This window comes from Thioalkalivibrio sp., from assembly GCF_041685615.1.
Taxonomy (GTDB): domain Bacteria; phylum Pseudomonadota; class Gammaproteobacteria; order Ectothiorhodospirales; family Ectothiorhodospiraceae; genus Thioalkalivibrio.
The window spans coordinates 1-23,012 of record NZ_JAWLFK010000015.1; the positions used below are offsets into that span (position 1 = coordinate 1).

General features: G+C 65.7%; 21 protein-coding genes and 2 tRNA genes. 9 read left to right on the forward strand and 14 right to left on the reverse strand.

What is annotated here, in order from left to right; translation table 11 throughout:
• Positions 1 to 1,877, reverse strand: a 1,877-nt coding sequence (locus tag ACESLR_RS04740; protein ID WP_373054720.1) for a DEAD/DEAH box helicase, incomplete at its 3' end; no start/stop codon positions are given.
• A 354-nt stretch (positions 1,878 to 2,231) separates the two neighbouring features.
• Between ACESLR_RS04740 and ACESLR_RS04745 the strand changes: the two genes are divergently transcribed.
• Positions 2,232 to 2,594, forward strand: coding sequence for a metalloregulator ArsR/SmtB family transcription factor (locus ACESLR_RS04745; protein WP_373024371.1), 363 nt, complete (start codon positions 2,232 to 2,234; stop codon positions 2,592 to 2,594).
• Between the two features lie 74 nt (positions 2,595 to 2,668).
• On the opposite strand, the gene ACESLR_RS04750 is transcribed toward ACESLR_RS04745, so the two are convergent.
• Both ACESLR_RS04750 and ACESLR_RS04755 read right to left on the reverse strand, forming a co-directional pair.
• Positions 2,669 to 3,748: a lipoate--protein ligase gene (locus ACESLR_RS04750; protein ID WP_373024372.1), complete on the reverse strand. Its 1,080-nt coding sequence runs from the start codon at positions 3,746 to 3,748 to the stop codon at positions 2,669 to 2,671.
• A gap of 44 nt (positions 3,749 to 3,792) precedes the next feature.
• Entirely contained in the window at positions 3,793 to 5,913 is a 2,121-nt protein-coding gene (locus ACESLR_RS04755; RefSeq protein WP_373066741.1) for a TonB-dependent receptor plug domain-containing protein, read from the reverse strand.
• 144 nt (positions 5,914 to 6,057) lie between these two features.
• On the opposite strand from ACESLR_RS04755, the gene ACESLR_RS04760 reads away from it, so the two are divergent.
• The gene (locus tag ACESLR_RS04760; protein ID WP_373024375.1) at positions 6,058 to 6,690 is read left to right on the forward strand and encodes a MarC family protein; all 633 of its coding nucleotides are present in this window, start codon (positions 6,058 to 6,060) and stop codon (positions 6,688 to 6,690) included.
• 135 nt (positions 6,691 to 6,825) lie between these two features.
• On the opposite strand, the gene ACESLR_RS04765 is transcribed toward ACESLR_RS04760, so the two are convergent.
• Positions 6,826 to 7,596: a hypothetical protein gene (locus tag ACESLR_RS04765; RefSeq protein WP_373024376.1), complete on the reverse strand. Its 771-nt coding sequence runs from the start codon at positions 7,594 to 7,596 to the stop codon at positions 6,826 to 6,828.
• A gap of 172 nt (positions 7,597 to 7,768) precedes the next feature.
• Between ACESLR_RS04765 and ACESLR_RS04770 the strand changes: the two genes are divergently transcribed.
• Positions 7,769 to 8,824 (forward strand): NAD(P)-dependent alcohol dehydrogenase, encoded by a 1,056-nt coding sequence (locus ACESLR_RS04770; protein WP_373054210.1) that lies wholly within the window; start codon positions 7,769 to 7,771, stop codon positions 8,822 to 8,824.
• Here ACESLR_RS04770 and ACESLR_RS04775 read toward each other — a convergent pair.
• The 6 genes from ACESLR_RS04775 to ACESLR_RS04800 form a co-directional block, all read right to left on the reverse strand.
• Positions 8,814 to 9,470, reverse strand: a complete 657-nt coding sequence (locus tag ACESLR_RS04775) for a dienelactone hydrolase family protein (RefSeq protein ID WP_373024379.1) — start codon at positions 9,468 to 9,470, stop codon at positions 8,814 to 8,816. The two genes, ACESLR_RS04770 and ACESLR_RS04775, sit on opposite strands and share 11 nt — an antisense overlap.
• A complete protein-coding gene (locus ACESLR_RS04780) occupies positions 9,457 to 10,110 on the reverse strand; it encodes a phosphoribosyltransferase (RefSeq protein ID WP_373024381.1) in 654 nt (217 codons plus the stop codon). Before ACESLR_RS04780 ends, ACESLR_RS04775 begins: the two co-directional genes overlap by 14 nt.
• Before the next feature lie 124 nt (positions 10,111 to 10,234).
• Entirely contained in the window at positions 10,235 to 10,438 is a 204-nt protein-coding gene (locus tag ACESLR_RS04785; RefSeq protein ID WP_373024382.1) for a DUF2892 domain-containing protein, read from the reverse strand.
• Between the two features lie 113 nt (positions 10,439 to 10,551).
• The gene (locus ACESLR_RS04790) at positions 10,552 to 10,755 is read right to left on the reverse strand and encodes a DUF2892 domain-containing protein (RefSeq protein WP_373024383.1); all 204 of its coding nucleotides are present in this window, start codon (positions 10,753 to 10,755) and stop codon (positions 10,552 to 10,554) included.
• A 210-nt stretch (positions 10,756 to 10,965) separates the two neighbouring features.
• A tRNA-Thr gene (locus tag ACESLR_RS04795) sits at positions 10,966 to 11,041 on the reverse strand.
• 61 nt (positions 11,042 to 11,102) lie between these two features.
• Positions 11,103 to 11,189 (reverse strand) — tRNA-Leu (locus tag ACESLR_RS04800).
• 103 nt (positions 11,190 to 11,292) lie between these two features.
• Between ACESLR_RS04800 and queA the strand changes: the two genes are divergently transcribed.
• The 5 genes from queA (at position 11,293) to secF (ending at position 16,751) form a co-directional block, all read left to right on the forward strand.
• The gene (queA, locus tag ACESLR_RS04805; RefSeq protein ID WP_373024385.1) at positions 11,293 to 12,369 is read left to right on the forward strand and encodes a tRNA preQ1(34) S-adenosylmethionine ribosyltransferase-isomerase QueA; all 1,077 of its coding nucleotides are present in this window, start codon (positions 11,293 to 11,295) and stop codon (positions 12,367 to 12,369) included.
• Entirely contained in the window at positions 12,359 to 13,474 is a 1,116-nt protein-coding gene (gene tgt / locus ACESLR_RS04810; protein WP_373024387.1) for a tRNA guanosine(34) transglycosylase Tgt, read from the forward strand. The genes queA and tgt overlap by 11 nt, the downstream gene beginning before the upstream one ends.
• Positions 13,475 to 13,558: 84 nt before the next feature.
• Positions 13,559 to 13,888 carry a preprotein translocase subunit YajC gene (yajC, locus tag ACESLR_RS04815; protein ID WP_373024388.1) on the forward strand — a complete coding sequence of 110 codons (330 nt, stop codon included), beginning with the start codon at positions 13,559 to 13,561 and terminating at the stop codon, positions 13,886 to 13,888.
• 31 nt (positions 13,889 to 13,919) lie between these two features.
• Positions 13,920 to 15,788, forward strand: a complete 1,869-nt coding sequence (gene secD / locus ACESLR_RS04820; protein ID WP_373024389.1) for a protein translocase subunit SecD — start codon at positions 13,920 to 13,922, stop codon at positions 15,786 to 15,788.
• 15 nt (positions 15,789 to 15,803) lie between these two features.
• On the forward strand, positions 15,804 to 16,751 hold the full coding sequence (secF, locus tag ACESLR_RS04825) for a protein translocase subunit SecF (RefSeq protein ID WP_373024390.1): 948 nt from the start codon (positions 15,804 to 15,806) through the stop codon (positions 16,749 to 16,751).
• Between the two features lie 109 nt (positions 16,752 to 16,860).
• Here secF and ACESLR_RS04830 read toward each other — a convergent pair whose 3' ends face one another.
• The 4 genes from ACESLR_RS04830 to ACESLR_RS04845 all read right to left on the reverse strand — a co-directional run bounded on the left by ACESLR_RS04830 (position 16,861) and on the right by ACESLR_RS04845 (position 20,509).
• A complete protein-coding gene (locus ACESLR_RS04830) occupies positions 16,861 to 17,379 on the reverse strand; it encodes a DUF302 domain-containing protein (RefSeq protein WP_373024391.1) in 519 nt (172 codons plus the stop codon).
• A gap of 93 nt (positions 17,380 to 17,472) precedes the next feature.
• A complete protein-coding gene (locus ACESLR_RS04835; protein ID WP_373024393.1) occupies positions 17,473 to 18,027 on the reverse strand; it encodes a C40 family peptidase in 555 nt (184 codons plus the stop codon).
• On the reverse strand, positions 18,005 to 18,805 hold the full coding sequence (locus ACESLR_RS04840) for a hypothetical protein (protein WP_373024394.1): 801 nt from the start codon (positions 18,803 to 18,805) through the stop codon (positions 18,005 to 18,007). Before ACESLR_RS04840 ends, ACESLR_RS04835 begins: the two co-directional genes overlap by 23 nt.
• Positions 18,806 to 18,946: 141 nt before the next feature.
• Positions 18,947 to 20,509 (reverse strand): AAA family ATPase, encoded by a 1,563-nt coding sequence (locus ACESLR_RS04845; RefSeq protein ID WP_373024395.1) that lies wholly within the window; start codon positions 20,507 to 20,509, stop codon positions 18,947 to 18,949.
• A gap of 139 nt (positions 20,510 to 20,648) precedes the next feature.
• Between ACESLR_RS04845 and mrcB the strand changes: the two genes are divergently transcribed.
• Complete coding sequence (gene mrcB, locus ACESLR_RS04850) at positions 20,649 to 23,003, forward strand: penicillin-binding protein 1B (protein WP_373024396.1); 2,355 nt, start codon at positions 20,649 to 20,651, stop codon at positions 23,001 to 23,003.
• The last annotated feature ends 9 nt before the right edge of the window (positions 23,004 to 23,012 follow it).

Sequence of the window (23,012 nt, forward strand, 5' to 3'; positions counted from 1 at the left end):
CCCTTGCCTGCGGGGCGTTTGCCAGCGGCGGCATAGGCCGGACGCTTGCGGTTGGCCGGCGCCGGGCCGCGCTTGTTACCGCCCGGCTTGCTGAAGGATTTCGGCTTGCCGCCGGTCGCGGGCTTTTCGCTGCGCGTACCGGCCGGCTTGCGCGGCGTCGGCCTGGGGGTGTCTTCCTGGCTGGCCGCCTGACCCGGGCGGGGCGCCTGGAGGGTCAGTTCCAGCTTGCGATTCGCCACATGAATGTTGCCCAGGCGGCGAATCGAGGCTTCGTCCAGCGAAGCCGGAAGATCCACGTGGCTGTGATCGTCGCGCAGGCCGATGCGGCCAATATCGCGGCCGTTCAGGCCGCCCTCGTTCGCCAGGGCGCCGACGATGGCGCCCGGCGCCACGCCGTTATTGCGCCCCACGGGCATGTAGTAGCGCACCATGTCGGCTTCCGGCTCGCGATCCTTGCCGCGTGATGGACGTTCGCCGCGCGGCATCGCATCGCGGCGGTTGTGGCCGCGTTCGGAATAGGGTGCACGGGCGGCGGCCAGCAGTGGATCGTTGCCCTTGTGGGCGTTGGCATCCAGCGGACTGCCGGCGGTCGCCAGGGCGACCAGGGCAGTGGCGAGCTCGCGTTCGGAAACCTCGCTCTCGGCCAGCAGGCGCTCGACCAGGGCCTCGTGCGCGCTGGCCTGTTCGCCGCCCAGGAGGGCTTGTACGCGCTCCGCGAAGCGGCCCTCGCGGCGGGCCTGGACGGCCTGGCGGTCGGGTAGCGGCTGTTCGCGTACCGGCTTGCCGGTGAGGCGTTCGATGTCCTTCAGCATGCGGCGTTTGCGCGGCTCCAGGAACAGGATGGCGCGGCCCTTGCGCCCGGCCCGGCCCGTTCGGCCGATGCGGTGCACGTAGACCTCGGCATCGCCCGGGGCATCGAAGTTGAATACGTGGCTGATGCGCGGAACATCGATCCCGCGGGCGGCGACGTCCGTCGCCACGATCACGTCCAGGCGACCGTCGCGCAGGTCACTCACGACGCGCTCGCGCTCGCCCTGTTCCATGTCGCCATTCAGGGCGGAGGCGGCAATGCCGGCCTGGCCCAGGGCATCGGCAATCTCGACCGTGGAGGCCTTGGTGCGGGCGAAGACCACCGCGCCGTCCAGCCCGTCCTCGGTTTCCATCAGCCGGGTCAGGGCCTCCAGCTTGTGCCGGGCGTCGACCAGGCAGTAGCTCTGGTCGATGTCGGTGCCCGCCTCGTTGCCGGCGCCGATCCTGATCTCGTCCGGCTCGCGCATGTGGCGGTGCGCGATGCGGCGGATGGGCGCGGGCATGGTGGCCGAGAACAGGGTGGTCTGGCGGGTGTCGGGGGTCTGTTCCAGGATCCACTCGATCTCTTCGACAAAGCCCATGCGCAGCATCTCGTCGGCCTCGTCCAGCACCACGACGCGCAGGGCGTCCAGGTTCAGCGTGCCGCGCTTGATGTGGTCCACCACGCGGCCGGGCGTGCCGACGACGATCTGCGGGCCCTTGCGCAGGGCGCGTAGCTGTTCGCCCATCGGCTGGCCGCCGTAGACGGGCAGCACATCGATGCCGGCGAAACCCGCGGCGAACTCGGTCAACGCGCCGGCCACCTGGTTGGCCAGCTCGCGGGTCGGGGCCAGGACAAGCGCCTGGGGCACTCGCTGGGCCGCGTCGATCAGGTCGATCAGCGGCAGGCCAAAGGCGCCGGTCTTGCCGGTGCCGGTCTGGGCCTCGCCCAGGACGTCACGGCCTTCCAGTAGTGCCGGAATGCAGGCGGCCTGGACCGGGGTCGGGGTAGAGAAGCCCATGTTCGACAGGGAACGGACCAGCGACTCGGAAAGCCCGAGCTGGGAGAAGGAGGGGGAATCAGACATTGGGGGGTACTCACACAGGCCGGAAACGAAGGCCCGGCGAAAATCGGATGGCAACTGCCAACCCGGCATCATACACGAATCGGACCCCTAAAAAGCCAAAACCTGGAGAAATTATCGAGGGGTTCGCGTGCGCGCTGCAGGGGGCGGCCATCGCCATGTGGAGGTCCCGGCCGCATTGCATCACTGTACAGGGAGGCGGGGATGGCCCGCACCGTCATGCAATTGGCTGGGCTGGAAATTATGCGACGGGTTGATCCGTCTGTACGATAATGAGTGGTCGCAAACGCCTTGCTTCGCGTTGTCCCACCAGAGCTGTCGGGATATAGTTCGTGAACGGCTTTTTCTGGATGCATTATGTCGCTTAACCCCACGGACCTGTTTAACCTGCTGGCCGACGAAACCCGGTTGCGGGCGCTCTTGCTGATGCAGGCGGAAGGGGAGATGTGCGTTTGCGAGCTGACGCACGCGCTCGAAATGTCCCAGCCGAAGGTGTCGCGTCACCTGGCGGCGCTTCGACATTACAAGGTGGTCAGTACCAGACGCGCGAGCAACTGGATCTATTATCAGCTCTCGCCGGAGCTCCCGGGATGGGCCGCGGAGATCCTTCAGACGGCAGATCGCGCCGTAGCCACGACGGAGCCATACCGAAACGACCGCGAGCGGCTCAATACCGCGCCCGGCCGTTTGGAGTGTGTGGAGTCGGCGGACTCCGCCTAACACTGCCGCTCCGTCAATCGCCGCAGTACCAGAAACGGCCGGATCGCCGGGAAGAGTGATCCGGCCGTTGCGTTTTAATCAGGCTCGCGGTGCACGCAGGCGAGGATCGCGGTGGCGATGTCGGCGGGCTCGATGCCCGGGGCATCCAGGCCGATCTCCTGCATGCAGGCGGCCGCGGCGCTTCGCAGAGCCTCGGTTTCCAGTGGCTGGCCGTGCAGGGCGCCGGCGATGCGGTCCATGCCGTCTTCCGGGAAGACCGTGAAATCGCCGGAAAGCAGGAGGTCGGCGATATGGTCGTCCTTCTCCATTAGCTGGGCGCGGATCAGGCCACCGGCAGCCTTGTGGGCGCCCTCGGTCAGGTGGGTGCCGGCGGCGATCTTGACGCCCATCTCCACGAATTTGCGGCCCTTGCGGTAGGTCCATTCGGGGTCGGTCAGTTCGGCCATCTGTTCCTCGATGGCGGCGGTTTCCTCGGCGGTGGGTTCGCTCATCTCGACCTCGACGTCGAGGTCACTGGCCACGCGTTTCAGGAAGGCATCGCGCACGGTCTCGCGGGCAGGCATTTCGCCGAGTTCGCGTGACAGCGTGGTGATGTAGTCCTCCATGCCGGCGCGCAGCTTGTCGCGGAACTTCTCCGACGGGACCTTGAGGCAGCGGGCCATGGTGGCGGTGTCGAAGTCGAACATGAAGCTGCCGACCATCACGGTGGCATTGCCGATGCTGGCGGCACCCGTGCCACCGATCTTGCGTCCGTCCACGTGGATGTCGTTCACCGGGCGGAAGGTCGCGTTGACGCCCAAGGCCTGGTAGGTGTTGATCACCGGGTCGATGAACGTCTTGTAGATATCCGAGACGATGCGGGGCGCCTTCGACGACGGGTAGATGAAGTGAAAGAACATCTGGTTGTGGTCCAGGTACACCGCACCGCCACCGACGTGACGGCGGATGATCGGCAGGTTCTGTTCCTTGCAGAAGTCCTCGTCGGCCTCCAGGGCGATCTCCTGGTGCAGCCCGACGCAGACATACGGGTCGTCGGGATTGACCAGGGTGAGCACCGGATCGTCGTCCTTGCCCATGGCCTCGGCGATGCCGTGGTAGACCGCCTGGGAGCGGACGGCCGGCTGCTGGCCGAAGTCGATTACGCGTAGACGCATGGCGTTGTCCTTGTCTGGTCCTTGGGGCGAATACTTACGCCGGTCTAGAACTCGGCGTTCCAGGTCAGCCCGAAGCTGCGGCCGGGCGCCCAGATGTCCTGGACGCCGTTGGCCGGGTCCAGGCGTGCCTCGGTCATCTCGTTGACGTGCTCGCGGTAGGTCTTGTTCGCGATGTTGGTCACGCTAAAGGTGAGCTCGTTGGAGCGGAAGCCCGCGCTCGGTCCGAAGCGGTAGCCCACGGCGAGGTCGGCGGTGGCGAACCCGGAGGTGTCGCGTTCGTTCCCGGCGGTGAACGTGTCGGCCGTGCGGCTCTGGCTCGCCACCGCGCGAATGCGCGCATCCCACTGCCAGCCCTGCGCGCCGGAATGGCTGAGCCCGATGCTGGCCTCCGGCGGTGGCATCTGGGTCAGCGGCTCGTCGAAGCGGCTGTCGCGGTTCTCGCCACGGATCCACGTGGCGCTCGCGTAGCCGGTGATCGCGTCGGTGAAGGCGTGTTCAACCTGGGCCTCGACGCCGTGGATGCGGGCTTCATCGAGGTTGATCGTTTCCTTTAAGCCCTGGGCGATCACCTGACCGCCAATGTAGTCGCGGATCCGGCTTTCGTAGGCCGAGATGGTGTAGGAGGTCGCGCCAATCCGGCCTCGGGCGCCCACCTCGAAGGTGCGGTTGCGCTCCGGGTCCAGTTGCGGATTGCTCTGCCAGGTGAACCCGTCGCTATAGGGGTAGGTGAGGTAGCGCTCCAGCAGGCTCGCGGAGCGGTAGCCCTCGGACAGGCTGAAGTAGGGGTTGAAGGCCTCGTCCATGTGCCAGGTGAGTCCGGCCGACCAGCTGAGGTTGCGGTCGGTCTTGTCCAGAGGTCCGGACACGTTGGCTGCGGCGTCGGCGCTGCCGCGTACTTCGTCATATCGGGCGCCGAGGTTGACGGTGGCCCAGTCAAGGTAGGTCTCGTGCTGGACAAAGACCCCTGCGGATTCAATTCGCCCATTCTCAACCAATGGGGTAGGCGCTGCATTTTCGGGTCGGAACCCGTTGGCCTCGGTGCCGATGAACGAAACGGGACTTGCACGAAGGCGCCAGGCTTCGGCTCCGACCAGCAGGATCTGGTTGTCGGCGGGGCCCAGTTCCGTCTGCACGCGAAGCCCGTCCGTAGTGAAGTCGGTATCCGAAGTGCGGTAATCGCGGTCGAGTTCCGCGTTCCAATCGTAGTTGCCACGCGAGAGTTCGTGTCGGTACACCGAGGCTTCGACGCGTGGTGCCCAGTCGCCGGATAGTTCGCCTTCGTAACGAAGTTCGAAGAGATCGCGTGTCTGACTCGGGGTGTAGTGGGTATTAAGCCCCAAAGGCGGAGCAATGGGACTCGGTGAGGCGCTGGGTGGGGTTTCATTGAAGTTGCGCGAGGTGAGGTACCAGACATCCTTGCGTTCGTCGCGCTGGGCGCGGAACTGGACCTCGTGGCCCGGTGCGAGCTTGCCGCGGTAGCGCAGGTGGTAGGCGTTCTGCTCAGTGCCGGAGTCGCGCAGGCGGTCGCCGTCGCCGTTCTTGTAGTCGTCGGTGTTCAGGTAGGCGGTGGAGAGGTCCAGCACGTTGCGGTCGTTGGAGACGGTGACGCCGACCGCGCCGCGGATGCCGTCATCCACGGACGTGACGCCGAGGCGCGAGAAGCCTCGGGTCTCGGGTTCGTCGGTGAAGTCGCCACCGCGGGTGATGATGTTGATTACTCCGCCCATGGCGCCGGCGCCGTAGAGCACGGAGCCGGGGCCGCGCACGATCTCGATGCGTTCGATCAGGTCGATGTTGACGTAGGAGGCCAGCGATCCCCGTGCCGGGGGCTGCATGGCGTTGATCCGCACACCGTCCACCAGGACCAGCACCTGGTCGCGCTTCAGGCCGCGGATGATGGGATCGGAGCCCACCGATCCGTCCACGGCCGTGGCGATACCCGGCTGGCCGCGCAGCAGGTCGCCCAGGGTGCGGGCCTCGCGGTTGCGGATTTCGCTGGCCTCGATCACGGTGACGGAGGAGGGGGTCTCGTCGACCAGCGTCTCGTAGCCCGTGGCCGTGACCGAGACGGTGTCGAGTGTCTGCGCGGCCTCCTGGGCGAGGGCGAGGGCGGGTGACGCAAGCAGGCTGGCCAGCGTCAGGTGACCGACAACACGACGTTTCATGGCTGGATGGCTCCCCAATAAGCATTCAAGAACGCGCTAAAGTAGGTTCGTCGATCGCGAAGGGCAATTTACACCTCGAACCGTCGGGCCCATTCGGGCCCGGTACACGAACATCGAAGGACCTTGGGCGAGGAGGGATCGGCCATGCTGGAACTGGGAATCGTCGCGCTGACCACGTTTTTCGTGACCATCGGTCCCGTGGACGTGGCGGTGGTGTTCGGTGTGCTCAGTCAGGGCATTAATCCGGCCCGGCGCCGCGCCATGGCGATCCGGGGAGCGGTGGTCGCGGGCCTCATTTTGTTGCTGTTCGCGCTGGCGGGGGAGGCGCTGCTGTCGCTTCTGGGTATTTCGCTGGCCGCCCTGTACACGGCCGGCGGGATCCTGCTGCTGCTGATCGGCATCGACATGGTGTTTGCGCGCAGCTCCGGCGGGGTGTCGGCTACGGCGGCGGAGACCCAGGAGGCCCGCACCCGCAAGGACCTCTCCATCTTTCCGCTGGCGACCCCGTTGCTGGCCGGGCCCGGTGCGATGGGCGCGGCGATCCTGATGATGAGCCGGGCCGAGGGCGACCCGGCGGGTCAGGCCGTGGTGCTGGGTGCGCTGGTTGCGGTGATGGGGCTGGCGCTGGTGTGTCTGCTGGTCGCGTCGCGCCTGCAGCACTGGCTGGGTGTGACCGGGGCGCACGTGCTCACGCGCATTCTGGGCGTACTGCTGAGCGCCCTTGCCATGCAATTCATCTTTGACGGCTTACAGCGCAGCGGGCTGCTCGGCGCCTGAATGGCACGGAGCGGGGGCGGGCCGAGGGCAGCCGCTGGTTTCCATGGCCGGCCGCGCCGGGCTCTTCGTGTCGCGCAGTTCCGATGTGTCGCCACGAAAAGAGTGCCGCGCGGGCGTTTTCACGCGAGGGGTGTTTCAGGCGACGTGGCTGGCCGTTTCCCGCTCGCGGCGGGCCAGATCACGCAGGGCGTGGCGCAGGGCGGGCCGTAGTGGGGTCTTCAGATGGGCCCTTGCCCGGCCCGGCGGGATGCCCTGACGGCGGAGGAACAGGCCCAAGGCGTAGGCGAGGTCGTCGCGTGACAGAGCCGCGTCTCGCTCCGCGGCCGGCCCCTTGCAGGCACCGCACTGGTTCACGCGGACCTGGAAAGCGGTATTGGCCAGCATGATGCCGAAACCCATTTGGGTGGCCAGTAGCTCGGCGATGTGGGCCTCGTTGCCCTCGAGCGCCGGCGGTGCCTGGCGAGCGGAGGCCAGCAGACGCAGGGCGATCTCGCGCGCGAAATGGGCAATCAGCGCCTGGGAATGGGCCACCAGTTCGGGGTCGTAGGGGATACCCACGCCACCCGATCCGGTGGTCGTGGCGTTCTGGGTGGCCCGGGCCGTGTTCATCGTGTCCCACGGGATCGGGTCGTCCATCAGGGTGCCTGGGTGCGAGAGCCGGAATGGGCTGTCCGCAAGCCCCGCATGGTCCAGCACACGATTGAATACCAGCTGGGCCATGGCCTTGCGGTTGTCGGCTTTCCCGGGAAAGTGTTCGGCTGTAGGCAGCACCAGGTGCGCATTGCGCAGCATGCCCCCGAGATGGGGCTCGTCATGGGCCCAGTCGAAGATGGCATGGATCCAGGCGCGACTTTCCGGGTCGAGGGCGGGAGCGCGCTGGAACAGGCGGTGGATGAGCGAGGTCACATGCGATCCTGGGCGATGGGTGTAGCGTCCATTGTATGGGAGGCAAGCAGGCTGTCGCGATCGTCAGCAGGGCATGCGAACGATCCGGGACGCGCGGGCCTGCTATGTTCGGGAAACGGGCGAACATGCTGGGATGTGCCCCACCAGCGGGTAGAAATGCTAGGAGGCAGGCATGAGCACGATGAAGGCGGCCGTATTCGTTGAACCGGGCCGGATCGAGATCCAGGAGCGGCCGGTCCCGGAGATCGGTCCGACGGATGCCCTTCTGCGGGTCACGACCACGACCATTTGCGGGACCGATATCCATATCCTCAAGGGTGAATATCCCGTGGAGTCGGGCCGGATCGTCGGACACGAACCGGTGGGTGTGATCGAAAAGCTGGGTAGCGCGGTGACCGGCTACGCGATGGGGCAGCGCGTCATCGCGGGCGCGATCACGCCCTGTGGACAGTGCCATTCCTGCCAGGAAGGGATCTCCAGCCAATGCGGTAGCAAGGCGATGGGCGGCTGGCAGCTCGGCAACACGATCGATGGCTGCCAGGCGGAATACGTGCGCATCCCCAACGCGCAGGCCAATCTGACCCCGGTGCCGGCCGGGTTGAGCGACGAGCAGGTGCTGATGTGTCCCGACATCATGAGCACGGGGTTTGGCGGCGCGGAAAGCGGGCACATCCATATCGGCGATACGGTGGCGGTGTTCGCCCAGGGTCCGATCGGCCTGTGTGCCACGGCGGGTGCGAAGCTCATGGGGGCGACGCGGATTATCGTGGTGGATGGGGTGCCGGAGCGCCTGGAGACGGCGCGCAAGCTGGGTGCGGATGTGGCCATCAACTTCCACGAGCAGGATCCGGTCGGGACGATCATGGAACTGACGGGCGGCCGTGGCGTGGACGTGTCCATCGAGGCCCTGGGGCAGCAGCAGACCTTCGAGGCCTGTCTGCGTGTCCTGAAGCCGGGGGGCACGCTGTCCAGTCTCGGGGTTTATTCCGGCAAGGTCTCCATGCCGCTCGATGCGATCGCGGCCGGCCTGGGGGATCACACCATTGTGACGACCCTGTGCCCCGGCGGGAAGGAACGCATGCGGCGGTTGATGGAGGTCGTCGCCTCGGGGCGCGTGGATCTGACGCCGATGGTGACGCACCGCTACAAGCTCGGTGACATCGAGTCCGCGTACGACCTGTTCTCGCATCAGCGTGACGGTGTACTGAAGGTGGCGATTACGCCATAGACGCGGCGCGAAACCATTTGCCGAACCAGGCGGTGGCACGGTCGGCCGCCTGTTCCAGGGTGCCCGGTTCCTCGAACAGGTGGCTGGCACCCGGGATGACCTCCAGTTCGCAGCGGGCGTGCATGAGCGCCTGTGCCTGGCGATTCAGCTGGATCACGGTGGTGTCGTCGCCGCCGACGATCAACAAGGTGGGGCTTTGCACCCGTTCCAGGGCCTCCCCCGCAAGGTCCGGGCGCCCTCCGCGCGAGACGACGGCCCGGATGCTCTGGGGGGCGTCTGCGGCGGCCTGCAATGCGGCTGCCGCCCCGGTGCTGGCGCCAAAAAGGCCCAGCGGCAGCGGCGCCAGCGATGGCTGTGCGGTCGCCCAGTGGCAGGCCTGCACCAGTCGCCGACCGAGCAGGTCGATGTCGAAGCGGTTGGCTTGGGTCCGGTCCTCCTCTTCCGTCAGGAGGTCGAACATCAGGGTGGCTATTCCGCTGGCCTGGAGGGTGCCGGCGACTTGCCGGTTTCGGGGGCTCAGGCGGCTGCTGCCGCTGCCATGCGCGAAAATGACCAGGCCGGTGGGAACTCCGGGCAGGCCGAGAATGCCCTGATGGGCGTGCCCGTCCAGGAGCAGGGAGACCGTCTGTGCCTCAGCGGGAGACATCGGGTCTTTGTGACTGGTGGACCGACGCGAGCAGGGTGATGACCTCGTCGTCGGATGTTTGTTCGAAGTCCTCGTAATACGCGCCCACCGAGCCGCGGTAGTACTCGGGGATGTCCAGAGTGACGAGTTCGTCCACCTCGGTTTCCAGTACGGCGGCGGTGTCCGCCGGCGCGACCGGGATCGCCACGACCAGGTGCCGGGGTTTGCGCTGGCGCGCATCGCGGATGGCGGCGCGCATGGTCAGTCCGGTGGCGATCCCGTCATCGACGATGATGGCGAGTTTGTCGCTCACGTCCGGGGCGGGTGTGGTGCAGTAGAGTTGGCGGCGCCGACGGGCCTCGGCACGTTCGTGTGCCTCTGCCTGCTCCAGCCAGTCCGGATCCACGCGCTCCGCTTCCCGCGCATTGCAGACCCGGTCGCCCCGCTCGGGGACGGCGCAAATGGCGAACTCGGGGTGGAACGGGTGGCCGATCTTGCGTGGGATCAGGAGGTCCAGAGGCAAGCCCAGGTGGCGAGCGACCGCGACCCCCAGCGGGACACCGCCGCGCGGTAACGCGTACACGACGCCAGGCTGGCCACGGTAACGCTCCAGGGCCTGTGCGAGTTGCGCGCCGGCTTCGTTGCGATCACGAAAACGCATGGGGCATCGCTCCAGGTTGGCTGGCATTTCCTGAAGTGTAGGACAGCGCGGCATGAACCGGAGCGCCACAATGAAAAAGGCCCGGGACCATCGGTGCCCGGGCCTTTTGACGCGTTCTTTCGGTCTAGTTGAAGGCTTCTCCGGGCTTCACGCCCATGGCCTTCAGGATCATCGCCAGCGGGCAGAAGCCGGTGAAGGCCGACTGCAGCAGGTTGGCGCCGACGAACAGGGTCAGGATCAGCCACATCGGGGTGAACACCCACGCGAGGATCGCGCTGATGATCACGACGGTGCCGGCGAAGGCAAGAACGATTCGGTCAATGCTCATGGAACATATCTCCTGGTTAAGTATTAGCTAGAGCTAATATGAGGCCTGGCACCCGGGAAAACAAGGGGTGTGCGGGCGTGTTGCCTTCTGGGATCCGAAGCCGGAGCCTGGGTTCAGGGAAAGATCTCGCCCGGCTTGAGACCCATGGATTTCAGGATCATGACCAGGGGGCAGAAGCCAGTGAAAGAGGCCTGAATCAGGTGAACGCCGATAAAGGCCGCGAGGAGCAGCCACCAGGCGCTGACGAGCCAGGTGAGCAATGCGCTGACCAGTACGACGATTCCGGCGAACATCATGAAGAAGCGGTCGGTTGACATGGCGACTCCCTCCTGTACGTGTGGAGCCCAAGCGGTCCTGTCCACGGGGTGTGGCCCCTGGGGGGCCGAAGTCCATGGACCCGGCGTTCCTCGGGGTGGCCCTCTGAACACCCTTCTAATGAGAGAGTACACCGCGCACTACGCCCGTCAAGGTGGCGACGCGTGGACGGCGGTGACCGGCTCCGGAGCGGAGGGAGCGGGCGGAAAAAATGGAGCCGGTGACAGGAGTCGAACCTGCGACCCTCTGATTACAAATCAGATGCTCTACCAGCTGAGCTACACCGGCTGGGTGTCGGGGAACGTCGTTTCCCGGGGATGGGCCTTTCGGAGGGCCCGATACAAAAGGATGGTGCCGGGAGCGAGAATCGAACTCGCACTCTGTTGCCAGAACCGGATTTTGAGTCCGGCGCGTCTACCAGTTCCGCCATCCCGGCTTGTGGGGCGCTAGTGTAGCGCAGGTTCCCCCCTACACAAACGGGGCGGCCATCGCGGATGCGGGGAACCGGGTCGGCGCGCTGCGTGGTAGGATCGCGCGCCATGCGTGTTGCCGATTTCGATTACGAGCTCCCGCCGGAGCTGATTGCCCAGTATCCGCTGCCGGATCGCGCGGGTTCGCGCCTACTGGTTCTGGAGGATGAGCGTCCGCGAGATGCCGGGTTTGCGGAGATCGAGGGCCTGTTGCGTCCGGGGGATCTGCTCGTTCTGAACGATACCCGGGTGATCCCCGCGCGGGTATTCGGCCACAAGGAAAGCGGGGGCCAGGTCGAGGTGCTGGTCGAACGGATCGAGTCCCCCATGCAGGTCCTGGCCATGGTGCGGGCGAGCCGCGCGCCGAAGGTCGGGACGCGGTTGCGACTGGCGGATGCATTCACCGTGGAAGTAACCGGACGCGAGGGACCGTTCTTCCGCCTGGCGCTGATCGACGCCGACGATATGCTGGGGTTGCTGCGCGAACACGGGCATATCCCGCTGCCGCCGTATATCGAGCGGGCCGACGAGGCGCACGATGCCGATCGCTACCAGACCGTGTTCGCCCGGCGCGAGGGGGCGGTGGCCGCGCCCACGGCCGGCCTGCATTTCGATGACACCCTGCTGGGGCGTCTGCGGGATGCCGGAGTGGAGACGGCGACCGTGACCCTGCACGTGGGGGCCGGTACCTTTCAGCCGGTGAAGGTCGAGGATACCGCCGCCCACGAGATGCACGCGGAGTGGCTGGAGGTGTCGGCCGAGGCCTGCGCTGCCGTGGCGACCTGCAAGGCCCGTGGTGGGCGCGTGGTCGCGGTGGGTACCACCTGTGTACGTTCGCTCGAGACCGCCGCCGCGGGTGGTGAACTCGCTCCCTTCCAGGGCGAGACCCGACTGTTTATCCAACCGGGTTACCGCTTCCGCGTGGTGGACCGGATGGTGACCAATTTTCACCTGCCGCAAAGTACGCTGCTGATGCTCGTGGCGGCCTTTGCCGGCTATCACCGCATCCTCGATGCCTACGCGCATGCGGTCGCGCAGCGCTATCGGTTCTTCAGCTATGGCGATGCGATGTGGCTGGCGCCGGGCCGGTCCGATGACCTGCCGCCCAGCGTTAGAACGGATACGGGGGTCTCGGATGGAGTTTGAGAACCTGGCCAGCGACGGCCCGGCCCGACGTGGTCGGCTGCATTTCCCGCGCGGGACGGTGGAGACCCCGGCCTTCATGCCGGTGGGGACCTACGGAACGGTCAAGGCCATGACGCCGGAGGAACTGCTCGACCTGGGCGCGGAGATTATCCTCGGCAATACCTTCCACCTGATGCTGCGGCCGGGCACCGCGGTGATCCGGGCCCACGGCGACCTCCATGATTTCATGCACTGGGAGGGCCCGATCCTGACCGACTCCGGGGGCTTCCAGGTCTTTTCGCTGGCCGAGATGCGCAAGATCAGCGAGGAGGGCGTCCGCTTCCAGTCACCGGTGGATGGTTCGAAGGTGCTGATGACCCCGGAGTCCTCGATGCAGGTGCAGCGCGAGCTGGGCTCGGACATCGTGATGATCTTCGACGAGTGCACTCCGTACCCGGCCACGGAAGACGAGGCGCGCCGGTCGATGGAGCTGTCGCTGCGCTGGGCCGCGCGTTCGCGCGCTGCCCATGGCGACAGTCCAGCAGCGTTGTTCGGGATCGTGCAGGGCGGCATGTATCCGGCGCTGCGGCGGGAATCCGCGGAAGGCCTTCGGACAATCGGCTTTGACGGGTATGCGATGGGTGGGTTGTCGGTGGGCGAGCCGGAGGAGGAACGCCTGCAGACCCTGGATGTGACCCTGCCGGAGTTGCCGACGGATCGCCCGCGCTACCTGATGGGCGTGGGGCGCCCGGAGGACATCGTCGAGGCGGTGCGCCGCGGTGTGGACATGTTTGATTGCGTGATGCCGACCCGCAATGCGCGCAACGGCTTCCTCTATACGCGCGAGGGTGTGCTGCGAATCCGCAATGCCCGCTTCCGCGACGACACCGGCCCGGTCGATCCGGAATGCGGGTGCTACACATGCCGTCACTATTCGCGTGCCTATCTCAAACATCTGGACAAGTGCAACGAGATTCTCGGCTCACGCCTGGCGACCACACACAACCTGCATTACTACCAGGATCTGATGCGTGGATTGCGCGAAGCGATCGCCGTGGGGACGCTGGGCGAGTTCGTCGCCGATTTCTATGGGCGACGCGGCATGGAGGTCACGCCTGTGCCATAATCCGCGCGTTATTTTTCGCGCCGGCGGGCTGCCAACCTGCGGCCGGCCGGGGCACGCACCTGAACCGAGAGACGGAGTGTTTCGATGGACTTTCTGATTTCCGCAGCGCATGCCCAGGAAGGTGGAGCCGCCGGCGGCGGCATGATCGAGTTTCTGATCATGATCGCCATCTTCTTCGCGATCATGTATTTCCTGATCATTCGCCCGCAGAGCAAGCGCGCGAAGGAACATCGCAACATGGTCGAGGCCCTGTCCAAGGGTGACGAGATCGTTACCAATGGCGGCGTGGCCGGCAAGATCACCGAGGTCAGCGATGACTTCATCAAGGTGGAAATTGCCGATGGTGTGAACGTGGCCGTGCAGAAGCAGTCGGTCGCCTCCGTGATGCCCAAGGGCACGCTCAAAGATCTCTGAACGTCCCGTTAGCGCCTCCAAGGTCCTCCATATGCGCAATTCCTATCCGGCGTGGCTGTACGCCCTGATCGTCGTGGTCGTCCTGGGTGCGGGGCTGTACGCCGCGCCCAACCTGTTTCCTGAGGATCCGTCGGTCCAGATCGGCAATCCTGTGACCGGCGAGATCGACGGAAACATCCGTGACCTGGTGGGCACGATCCTGGGCGCCCAGGATGTGACGCCGAGTCAGGTCGAGGAACAGGATGATGGGCAGCTGCTGCTGCGGTTCGAAACGACCGACGAACAGGCCCGGGCGGCCGGGATCCTGCGTGATGCCCTGGATGACAACCACACGGTCGCCCTGAACCTGGCGCCGGCCACGCCGAACTGGCTGCGTGCCATCAACGGTCAGCCGATGGCGCTGGGTCTGGATCTTCGTGGCGGGGTGCACTTCCTGATGGAGGTGGACCTGGATGCGGTGATCGATACCGCCATGGAGCGCTATGCCAACGAGCTGCGCGGGCGCATGCGCGACGAGCGCCTGACGTTCGATACGATCGAGCGCAGTTCCAGCGACTTGACGGTGATGTTTGCCGACGAAGAAAACCGCGAGGCGGCGGAGGACTGGCTGACCCGTGAATACCGCGACGAGCTGGAGTGGGAAATGCGCGGCTCCGGCGACACCAGCCGCATGGTCGCTACCCTGGACGAGGACCACCTGACCGAACTGCGGCGTCAGGCACTGCAGCAGAATATCTCCACCCTGCGCTCGCGTGTGGATGAGCTGGGTGTGGCCGAGCCGATCATCGCGCAGCAGGGCGAGAGCCGCATCGTGGTGCAGCTGCCGGGCGTTCAGGATACCGCCCGGGCGAAGGAAGTGCTGGGTGCCACCGCGACGCTGGAATTCCGTCTGGTGTCGGAGTCTGGCGACCCGATGGAGGCCGACCAGACCGGTAGTGCTCCCTCCGGGACACGCCTGTACCACGAGCGTGACGGGACGCCGGTCCTGCTGCAGCGCCAGGTCATGCTGACCGGCGACTACATCACCGATGCATCCTCCGGTATTGCCCAGGACACTGGCGGCGCCGCGGTGTTCATCAACCTCGACGGGCAGGGCGCCCGGATCTTCTCGCGCGTGACTTCGGACAACGTGGGTCGGCTGATGGCCTCGGTGTTCATCGAGACGACCACCGAATCGGTGGAGGAAGACGGCGAGCAGGTCCTGCGCACGTCGCGCAGCGAAGAGGTCATCAACGTCGCGCGCATCAACGAGCCGCTGGGACGGCGCTTCCAGATCTCCGGACTGGATAGTACCCGCGAGGCGCGGAACCTCGCCCTGCTGCTTCGAGCCGGTGCGCTGGCGGCGCCGATGTCGATCGTCGAAGAGCGCACGGTCGGGCCGAGCCTGGGGCAGGAGAACATCGATCGCGGCATGCAGTCGGTGGTCATCGGCTTCATCGCGGTGATGGTCTTCATGGTCCTGTACTACCGTGTGTTTGGTCTGATCGCGAACGTGGCGCTGGCACTGAACCTGATCTTCATCGTGTCGGTATTGTCGATGTTGCAGGCAACCCTGACCTTGCCGGGTATCGCCGGGATTGTGCTGACGGTCGGCATGGCGGTGGACGCGAACGTTCTGATCTTCGAGCGCATACGCGAGGAGATTCGCAATGGCCTGTCACCGCAGGCGGCGATCTCGTCGGGCTACGACCGGGCCTTCACGACCATCGCGGATGCCAACGTGACCACGCTGATTGCGGCACTGGTGCTCTTCCTGTTTGGCACCGGTCCGATCAAGGGTTTTGCCATCACGCTGTCGATCGGGATCATCGCGTCGATGTTCACCGCGATCGTCGTGACCCGCGCAATCGTGAATCTCACCTACGGACGCCAGCGTCGACTGTCGCGCCTGTCCATCTGAGCGCGGAGATAAAACATGCATCCGCATCTGAATTTCGCCGAATCGAATATCGATTTCCTGGGCAAACGCAAGATTACCATCGCGATCTCGCTGGTCCTGATCCTCGTTTCGGTGGCGCTGCTCGCGACCCGTGGGCTGAATTTCGGGATCGACTTTACCGGGGGGACCCTGGTGGAAGTTGGCTACCCCGAAGCGGTCGAACTCGATCCGATCCGCGAGACGTTGTCGGGCGGCGGCTATGCCGGGGCGCAGGTGCAGACCTTCGGGACCTCGCGCGATGTGCTGATTCGTCTGCCCCCAAGCGAGGACGACGATGACCCGGAAATGCTCTCGAACCGGGTGTTGGATGCCCTGCAGGATGGCGGCCCGGACGACCCGGACCTGCGTCGGGTGGAGTTTGTCGGCCCCGCAGTGGGGGAGGAACTGCGCGAACAGGGTGGCCTGGCCATGATCTACGCCCTTGCCGGGATCCTGATCTACGTGGCGGTGCGCTTCGAGTGGCGCTTCTCCATCGGGTCCGTTCTGGCCCTGGTGCATGATGTGCTGATTACCCTGGGCATCTTCTCGTTGCTGCAGCTGGAATTCGACCTGGGTGTGCTGGCGGCGGTGCTGGCCGTCATCGGCTATTCGCTGAACGACACCATCGTGGTGTATGACCGCATACGCGAGAATTTCCGGGTTTTGCGCAAGCAGGGTACGGAACAGGTGATGAACAACGCGGTGAACAAGACCCTGGCGCGAACCATCGTGACCAGCTTGACGACCCTCCTGGTGCTGTTCTCGCTTGCGTTCCTCGGGGGGGCTGCGCTGCAGAACTTCTCGATTGCCCTGATTATTGGCGTGATCGTCGGAACCTACTCGTCGATCTTCATCGCTGCGACGGCCGCCCTGATGCTGGGTGTCGACCGACAGGTGCTCCTGCCCGTGAAGAAGGAAGGGGCCGAGGAAGACCAGACGCCCTGACCTCGTCCATCGATCATTGAATCCACCCCTTCTTGAGGGGGGGCAAGAAAAACGCCCGGGGCCGAGAGGCCGCCGGGCGTTTTCGTTTGCGGGATTGGCCGGGCAGGCGTCAGAAGGCGAGGGCTTCCTTGATGATTCGCTCGACCAGGTCGTTCACGTTCCGCAGGCTTTCCTTCGACTCCTCGTCGCCGACTTCGGGAACCGGCGTGTACCCCATATAGACAGTGCCGGGTTCGTCAGCGAGCTCGTACACGGTGATGATGTAGGGGCAGAACAGCATGTTGTGGGGGTCTGCCTCCATGGTGGCGCGTGAGTAGCTCGCGCTGCAGAAATCGACTGACCGCCCGTTGAGGAAGATGCCTTCTCCGCTCTCCTGCTCAGCGGTACGGTCCAGCATGTCGGCGATATGCCCCACGTTGTTGATCACCAGCCCTTCCGATGCGATCGCCTCCTCGACCATTTCGAAGTAGAAGTCATATTCGCCTTCGGTCTTGAAGATGACGCGTTCGTCCGTCTCCATGACCGTCTCGTAGGCGCTGGCCGTGCCGGCGATGACGAGACCGAGGCCAAGCCCGACCGCCAGGGCCGTGTGGCGGAGGGTGCGCGAGGTACCGGTAAGTGTCTTCATGGTTCCTTCCTCTTCAAGGGTTGAAAGGTGGCAGTTAAGTGGAACAAGGCGCCGGTACCCGATCCGGGGGGCGCACGCGGGAAGCCGTTGTGGTCAATCGAAAAAATGGCCGGCAAAGCGGGTTCGGGGTGCCCAGTACGGGTTGTCCAGCTGCTCGATGCGAACCTCTCCCCGTGAGCTGGGCGCGTGCACGAAGCGGCCGTCTCCCAGATAGACCCCCACATGATCGATTTGATTCCCGTCGATGGCGAAGAAGACCACGTCGCCCGGGGTGGGCGAGCCATCGCGCCGCGTGGCGGCGCGGGCCTGATCGCGGGTGGTGCGGGGCACTTCGTGGCCAGCTTCGCGGTAGGCCCGCTGCACCAGGGCCGAGCAGTCCAGTCCGGAGGCGTCGGTGCCGCCGTATCGGTACGGGGTGTCGAGATGCCCGAGGGCAGTGAGCACGACCTCGGAGCGTTCCAGCCCTGCCTCCGGGACCGGGCTCATCGGGCCGTCGGGAAGCGATTGGGGTGCGGCCACCTCCGGCGCGGCTTCACCGCCACGAGGCTCGGGGCCAGTGCTGCAGGCTGCAAGGAGCAGCAGACCGGAGCCGGCCAGGCTCAGCGCGATACCGGGCCGTGAGGCGTCAGAAAAGGTCGCGTTCGGCATAGCTGTCGGGCACGGTGAAGAGTTCCGGACTCAACTCATCGGTGGAAATGCCAGAAAGGCGGGTGGTGACGCCATCCTGTTCGCTGACCTCCAGGGGGATGCCGTCGACGCGCGGCAGCAAAGACGCGCCCATCTGTGACGCCATGGGGCCGCCGGCCTGTAGCGCGCTGAGAGACAACTCGTACAGCCGGTCCATCAGGCCGCCGAGGGTGGTGAAGTCATCGTCCCGGAGTCCCAGGGAATCGGGCTGTGCGACGCATACGGTGCTTTGCACGTTCCCGTCAATCAGGACCTCGTGATCGTCGCAGACGAAATCGTCAATTTCGCGCTGCTTGCCGGTGGCACGGGTGTCGATCTCGGCGTCGAACCCTTCGGCCCCGATGCCCAGTTGTTCCTCGAGTTGCTGGCGCACCTCGGGCGGGAGTTGCTCCATCTGGCGGCGCAGGTCGCTGACCATGTCGGTCATGTCGCGCATCTGCTGGTCCATCACCTCGCGAGTCAGCGGGGTGTACGTCTGTTCCGTGTCGTCCACGACCGTCAGCTGGTCGTTCGTGGCGTCGAAGAGCATGTAGCCGGAAGTGCCGCTGATGGACTCGTTGAGCTCCATGCGCACGATGTCACCGCGCACCAGGATCTGGCTCTCCAGCCCCTCGTCATCGACATAGTGCAGAAGGGCATCGGCCTGCGCCCCGGTTCCGATCGTTAACAGCCCGCATGCGGCCATGGAAGCGAGGGTCTGGCGGATACGGGCGAGCGGACCGGTGCGACGAGCGTGCATGAGAACTCCTGTGGGTTGTGGAGCGGCGGCGAGAGCGGGATGACCGCGACTGGCGGGCTGGCCAGTAACGGGTGCTCGCCTGTATCCGCTAATGTTGCTGGGCTTTCCGGCGACTGTCCATGTTCGATTGTACCCGGTCGCTCAGGATGCGATGGGTCGCAGCAATTGGCGAGCCAGGGCATCGCGATCCAGTGGGCTTTCCGGGGCGACCTCGATACAACCTTCCTCCGGGGTCGGCCATTCCTGGCGGGGCTGTTGCTGCTCCATGACCTCGATGCTCGCGTCCGATGCGTCGCTGCCCGCACGGGCCCGCTGCTCGAGTCGCTCGCGCAGCACGTTTTCGTTGGCGCGGCAGGCCACAACCGCGAAGCCGGCCGCATGCCGGCGCGCGAGGGTCAGGAACGGGACCCGCTGCGCACGCGTGAGAAAGGTCGCGTCGACCACGACGGTAAGGCCCAGCGACAGGAGCTGATCGGCGCGTTGGTGCAGGTGGTCGTAAATGCGGGCGCGCCCGGATTCGCTGTAGTCGACCGGTGTGGCCATGCGCTTGCGTTCGATGTCGGAACGCAGGCGGACGGCGCCCAGGCCTTCCATCACCTGTGAACTGATCACGGTCTTGCCGCTGCCGGACACGCCATGCATGAGGATTAGACGGGGGGAACCGCGTTCGGTCAGGCGATCGGCCAGGGCGAGGTAGCGTCCCATTTCGGACTTGTGAGCCGCCTGCTCGTCGGAGGGGAGCTGCGCCTCGGCGCTGTGGATGCCCTGGACCTTGGCGCGGACCAGTGCACGGTAGACCTGGTAAAGCGGCAGCAGGGCAAGACCGTCAAAGTCCTCGCGGCCGTCGAGATAGGCGTTCAACAGCCGCCAGGCGTGGGCCCGGGACTGGCGGGCCAGCAAATCCATGGTGGTGAAGGCGATCTCGGAGATCACGTCGATCCATCGCAGGGCGGGGTCGAATTCGATGGCATCGAAGGCAACCGGCACTTCCTGCCCGCTGTCGTCACGGACGTACACGAGGTTTCCCAGGTGCAGGTCGCCATGACCGTGGCGAACGAAACCTTGGTCATGCCTTTGCTGAAGAATCTCCCGCAAGCGATGGATTTCCGAGCGCGTCCAGGCCTCCAGGCGTTCGAGCCGAGCGCGATCGGCCGCACCGGTTACCGCCTTCTCCAGGGCGGGGAAATTGTCCAGCATGGGCTGTGTGGCGGCCTCCACGGTGCCGTACTCGGACTGTGCATCCGTGCGTTCGGTACGTTCGTGGAAGGCGGCGATGTAACGGCCCAGTGCATCCATGGCGGATGGCGGTAGCTGGCCCTTCTCCAGCAGCCGGTCGAGCTGGCGGGTCCGGTCGAACCGGCGCATGTGCACGGCGTAGTCGAGCAGGGGGCCCGGCCCGTTGATGACGGGGCGGGCGTCGTCGCCATTGAGGGTGACGACTTCGAGGTAGATCTGAGGGGCCAGGCGACGATTGATTTCCAGCTCGGTCTCGCAGTAGTGGCGACGGGCCTCCAGGGTCGAGAAGTCGAGAAAGCCCAGGTTCAACGGCTTCTTGAATTTGTAGGCGTCGTCGCCGGCGAGGATCACGGTGGAGATATGCGTCTCGATGCTGCGCACGGTCTGCGCCTCGGGCACGGGCTCGGGAAACCCGAGGCCCTCGACCAGGTGGCGCAGGCGATCGTGGTGCTGTTCCAGTTCGGTCATCGGGGCTCCGCGGTGAGGCGTGGGGTCTGGTGCATCGGGGACAACAGCTTTTTGCCGGAATCGCCGGGTATGCACCCGTTTTCCTCTGTCTGTCAGGTTACCATTGCAGCCGTTCTGGTCACCCCGTTCCGTACCCGCCATGCCGCGAAAGCCTTCTCGACGACCACGCAAGCAAAGTGCGCCCCGCAGGGGGCGTGTCCGGCGCCTGTTTGGTGCCGGGGGCTGGACTCTGGCCGGCCTGCTGCTTGCGGCCGTGGCGGTGGGAGGCGTCTACGTCCATCAACTGGACCGCGAGATCCGCGAACGGTTCGAGGGCCAGCGCTGGGCGTTGCCCGCCCGGGTGTACGCGCGACCGCTGGAACTGTACGCAGGAAGTCCGTTGACAGTGGATGCGCTGGAGACGGAGCTGCGGGCCCTGAATTATCGCGAGACGAAAGACGGGGCGGGGCCCGGGGAGTTTCACGTCCGCGGGGACGATGTTCGCTTGACCACGCGTCCGTTCATGTTCGGGGACGGGCCGGAACCCGCGCATTCGGTTCGGGTGCAACTCGCCAACGGGCGCGTACAGTCAGTTGCCGAGCAGTCCAGTGGGCGCGACGTGGACCTGATGCGCGTGGAGCCGCTGCTGATCGGCAGCATCTACCCGACCCATGGCGAGGACCGCATCCTGGTCGATATCGACGAGGTGCCGCGCGAGCTGATCGGGGCCTTGCTGGCCATCGAGGACCGCCGCTTCATGTCGCACCGGGGGATCGATCCCGTGGGCATTGCGCGCGCGGCTCTTGCGAACCTCAAAGCGGGCCGTACCGTGCAGGGCGGCAGCACGCTGACTCAGCAACTGGTCAAGAACTTTTACCTGACTCGCGACCAGACGTTGACCCGGAAGCTGAACGAGGCGGTGATGGCGCTCTTGCTGGAGCACCGCTACGACAAGCGCGAAATCCTCGAGGCCTACCTGAACGAAGTGTTCCTGGGCCAAACCGGGGAGCGCGCGATTCACGGGTTCGGGCAGGCAGCCCGGTTCTACTATCAACGGCCGCTCAATGAACTGCGCCTGGATCAGCTGGCGGTGCTGGTGGGACTGGCGCGGGGGGCCAGTTACTACGATCCCCGGCGGTTCCCGGAGCGTGCGACGCAACGGCGAGACCGCGTCCTCAAGGCGATGGCCGAGACCGGGCTGGCGGACCGCGAGCGGGTGAACCGGGCGCTGGAGACGGCGCTGGATGTGTCTCCCGTGATGCCCGAGGGACGCAGCCGCTTCCCGGCGTTCCTCGACCTTGTACGCCGGGAGTTGCGCGCGGATTACGCGGACGAAGATTTGCGCAGTGACGGCTTGCGGATCTTCACCACCATGGATCCCGTGGTGCAGATGCGTCTGGAGGAGCGGCTCGTCCGGGGCGTCGACGATCTGGTCCAGCGGCGCGGGGAGGGGACGGACCTCGATGGATTGCAGGCGGCCGCGGTGGTGACGGACCCGCAGGCCGGCGAGGTGCTGGGTGTGGTCGGGGACCGCAATCCGCGTTACGCGGGATACAACCGCGCGGTCGAGGCCCAGCGCCAGGTCGGGTCGGTGATCAAGCCGTTCGTGTACCTCGCCGCCCTGACCAACCCCGACCGATACACCCTGGCCACCCTTCTGGACGACAGCTCGCTGACCCTGCAGTTGCCGCACGGGGAGCCGTGGACGCCGCGCAACTTCGACCAGGAGCACCACGGATCGGTCACCGCGTGGGAGGCCCTGGTCCAGTCCCACAACGTGGCCACCGTGCGCCTGGCGGAGGATATCGGCATCACTCAGGTGATCAGCCTGTTACAGACGCTGGGGCTGCAGCGCACGCCGGCCCCGCTGCCCTCGCTGGCGCTGGGGGCTATCGAGTTGTCGCCGCTGGAGGTGGCCGGGCTTTATCAGGCGTTGGCGAACGGGGGCTATGCGACGGGCACGCGGGTCATCCGCGAGGTGCTGGACCAGGACGACGACGTCCTTTCGCACTATGGTCTGTCGCTGCAGGGGGCGGTGTCGGATCGCTCAGTGCGCCTGCTGACACACGCCCTGCACGATGTCACGCGCGAGGGGACCGGCCGCCGTATTGATGCCCGCCTGAATGGCCAGATCGTGGCCGGAAAGACCGGCACGACCAACAATTTCCGCGACAGCTGGTTCGCCGGCTTTGATGATCGGCATGTCGCGGTGGTGTGGCTGGGCATGGATGACAACCGCCCGACCGGGTTGACCGGCGGGGTCTCGGCGGCGCCCGTCTGGGCGGAGATCATGGAGGGACTCGGCGTCCAGTCGCTACACCTCGAGGGCCATCCAGGGATTGATTATCAGCGGATTGACCTCGCCTCGGGGTTGCGGGTGAAGGGCGACGATCACGCCTGCGAGTCGGTGAAGATGTTGCCGTTCTGGCAGAATTCGAGCCCTGAAACCCGCGCCGAGTGTGATCTGGGCAGTGATTCCGGCCGGCAGGGCTGGTTCGAGAGGCTATTCCGGTGAATAAAATTT

Coding starts and splice junctions, on each gene's coding strand:
- ACESLR_RS04745 (WP_373024371.1), top strand. CDS start 2,232: ATGTCGCTTAACCCCACGGACCTGTTTAACCTGCTGGCCGACGAAACC.
- ACESLR_RS04750 (WP_373024372.1), bottom strand. CDS start 3,748: ATGCGTCTACGCGTAATCGACTTCGGCCAGCAGCCGGCCGTCCGCTCC.
- ACESLR_RS04755 (WP_373066741.1), bottom strand. CDS start 5,913: ATGAAACGTCGTGTTGTCGGTCACCTGACGCTGGCCAGCCTGCTTGCG.
- ACESLR_RS04760 (WP_373024375.1), top strand. CDS start 6,058: ATGCTGGAACTGGGAATCGTCGCGCTGACCACGTTTTTCGTGACCATC.
- ACESLR_RS04770 (WP_373054210.1), top strand. CDS start 7,769: ATGAGCACGATGAAGGCGGCCGTATTCGTTGAACCGGGCCGGATCGAG.
- ACESLR_RS04775 (WP_373024379.1), bottom strand. CDS start 9,470: ATGTCTCCCGCTGAGGCACAGACGGTCTCCCTGCTCCTGGACGGGCAC.
- ACESLR_RS04780 (WP_373024381.1), bottom strand. CDS start 10,110: ATGCGTTTTCGTGATCGCAACGAAGCCGGCGCGCAACTCGCACAGGCC.
- ACESLR_RS04785 (WP_373024382.1), bottom strand. CDS start 10,438: ATGAGCATTGACCGAATCGTTCTTGCCTTCGCCGGCACCGTCGTGATC.
- ACESLR_RS04790 (WP_373024383.1), bottom strand. CDS start 10,755: ATGTCAACCGACCGCTTCTTCATGATGTTCGCCGGAATCGTCGTACTG.
- queA (WP_373024385.1), top strand. CDS start 11,293: ATGCGTGTTGCCGATTTCGATTACGAGCTCCCGCCGGAGCTGATTGCC.
- tgt (WP_373024387.1), top strand. CDS start 12,359: ATGGAGTTTGAGAACCTGGCCAGCGACGGCCCGGCCCGACGTGGTCGG.
- yajC (WP_373024388.1), top strand. CDS start 13,559: ATGGACTTTCTGATTTCCGCAGCGCATGCCCAGGAAGGTGGAGCCGCC.
- secD (WP_373024389.1), top strand. CDS start 13,920: ATGCGCAATTCCTATCCGGCGTGGCTGTACGCCCTGATCGTCGTGGTC.
- secF (WP_373024390.1), top strand. CDS start 15,804: ATGCATCCGCATCTGAATTTCGCCGAATCGAATATCGATTTCCTGGGC.
- ACESLR_RS04830 (WP_373024391.1), bottom strand. CDS start 17,379: ATGAAGACACTTACCGGTACCTCGCGCACCCTCCGCCACACGGCCCTG.
- ACESLR_RS04835 (WP_373024393.1), bottom strand. CDS start 18,027: ATGCCGAACGCGACCTTTTCTGACGCCTCACGGCCCGGTATCGCGCTG.
- ACESLR_RS04840 (WP_373024394.1), bottom strand. CDS start 18,805: ATGCACGCTCGTCGCACCGGTCCGCTCGCCCGTATCCGCCAGACCCTC.
- ACESLR_RS04845 (WP_373024395.1), bottom strand. CDS start 20,509: ATGACCGAACTGGAACAGCACCACGATCGCCTGCGCCACCTGGTCGAG.
- mrcB (WP_373024396.1), top strand. CDS start 20,649: ATGCCGCGAAAGCCTTCTCGACGACCACGCAAGCAAAGTGCGCCCCGC.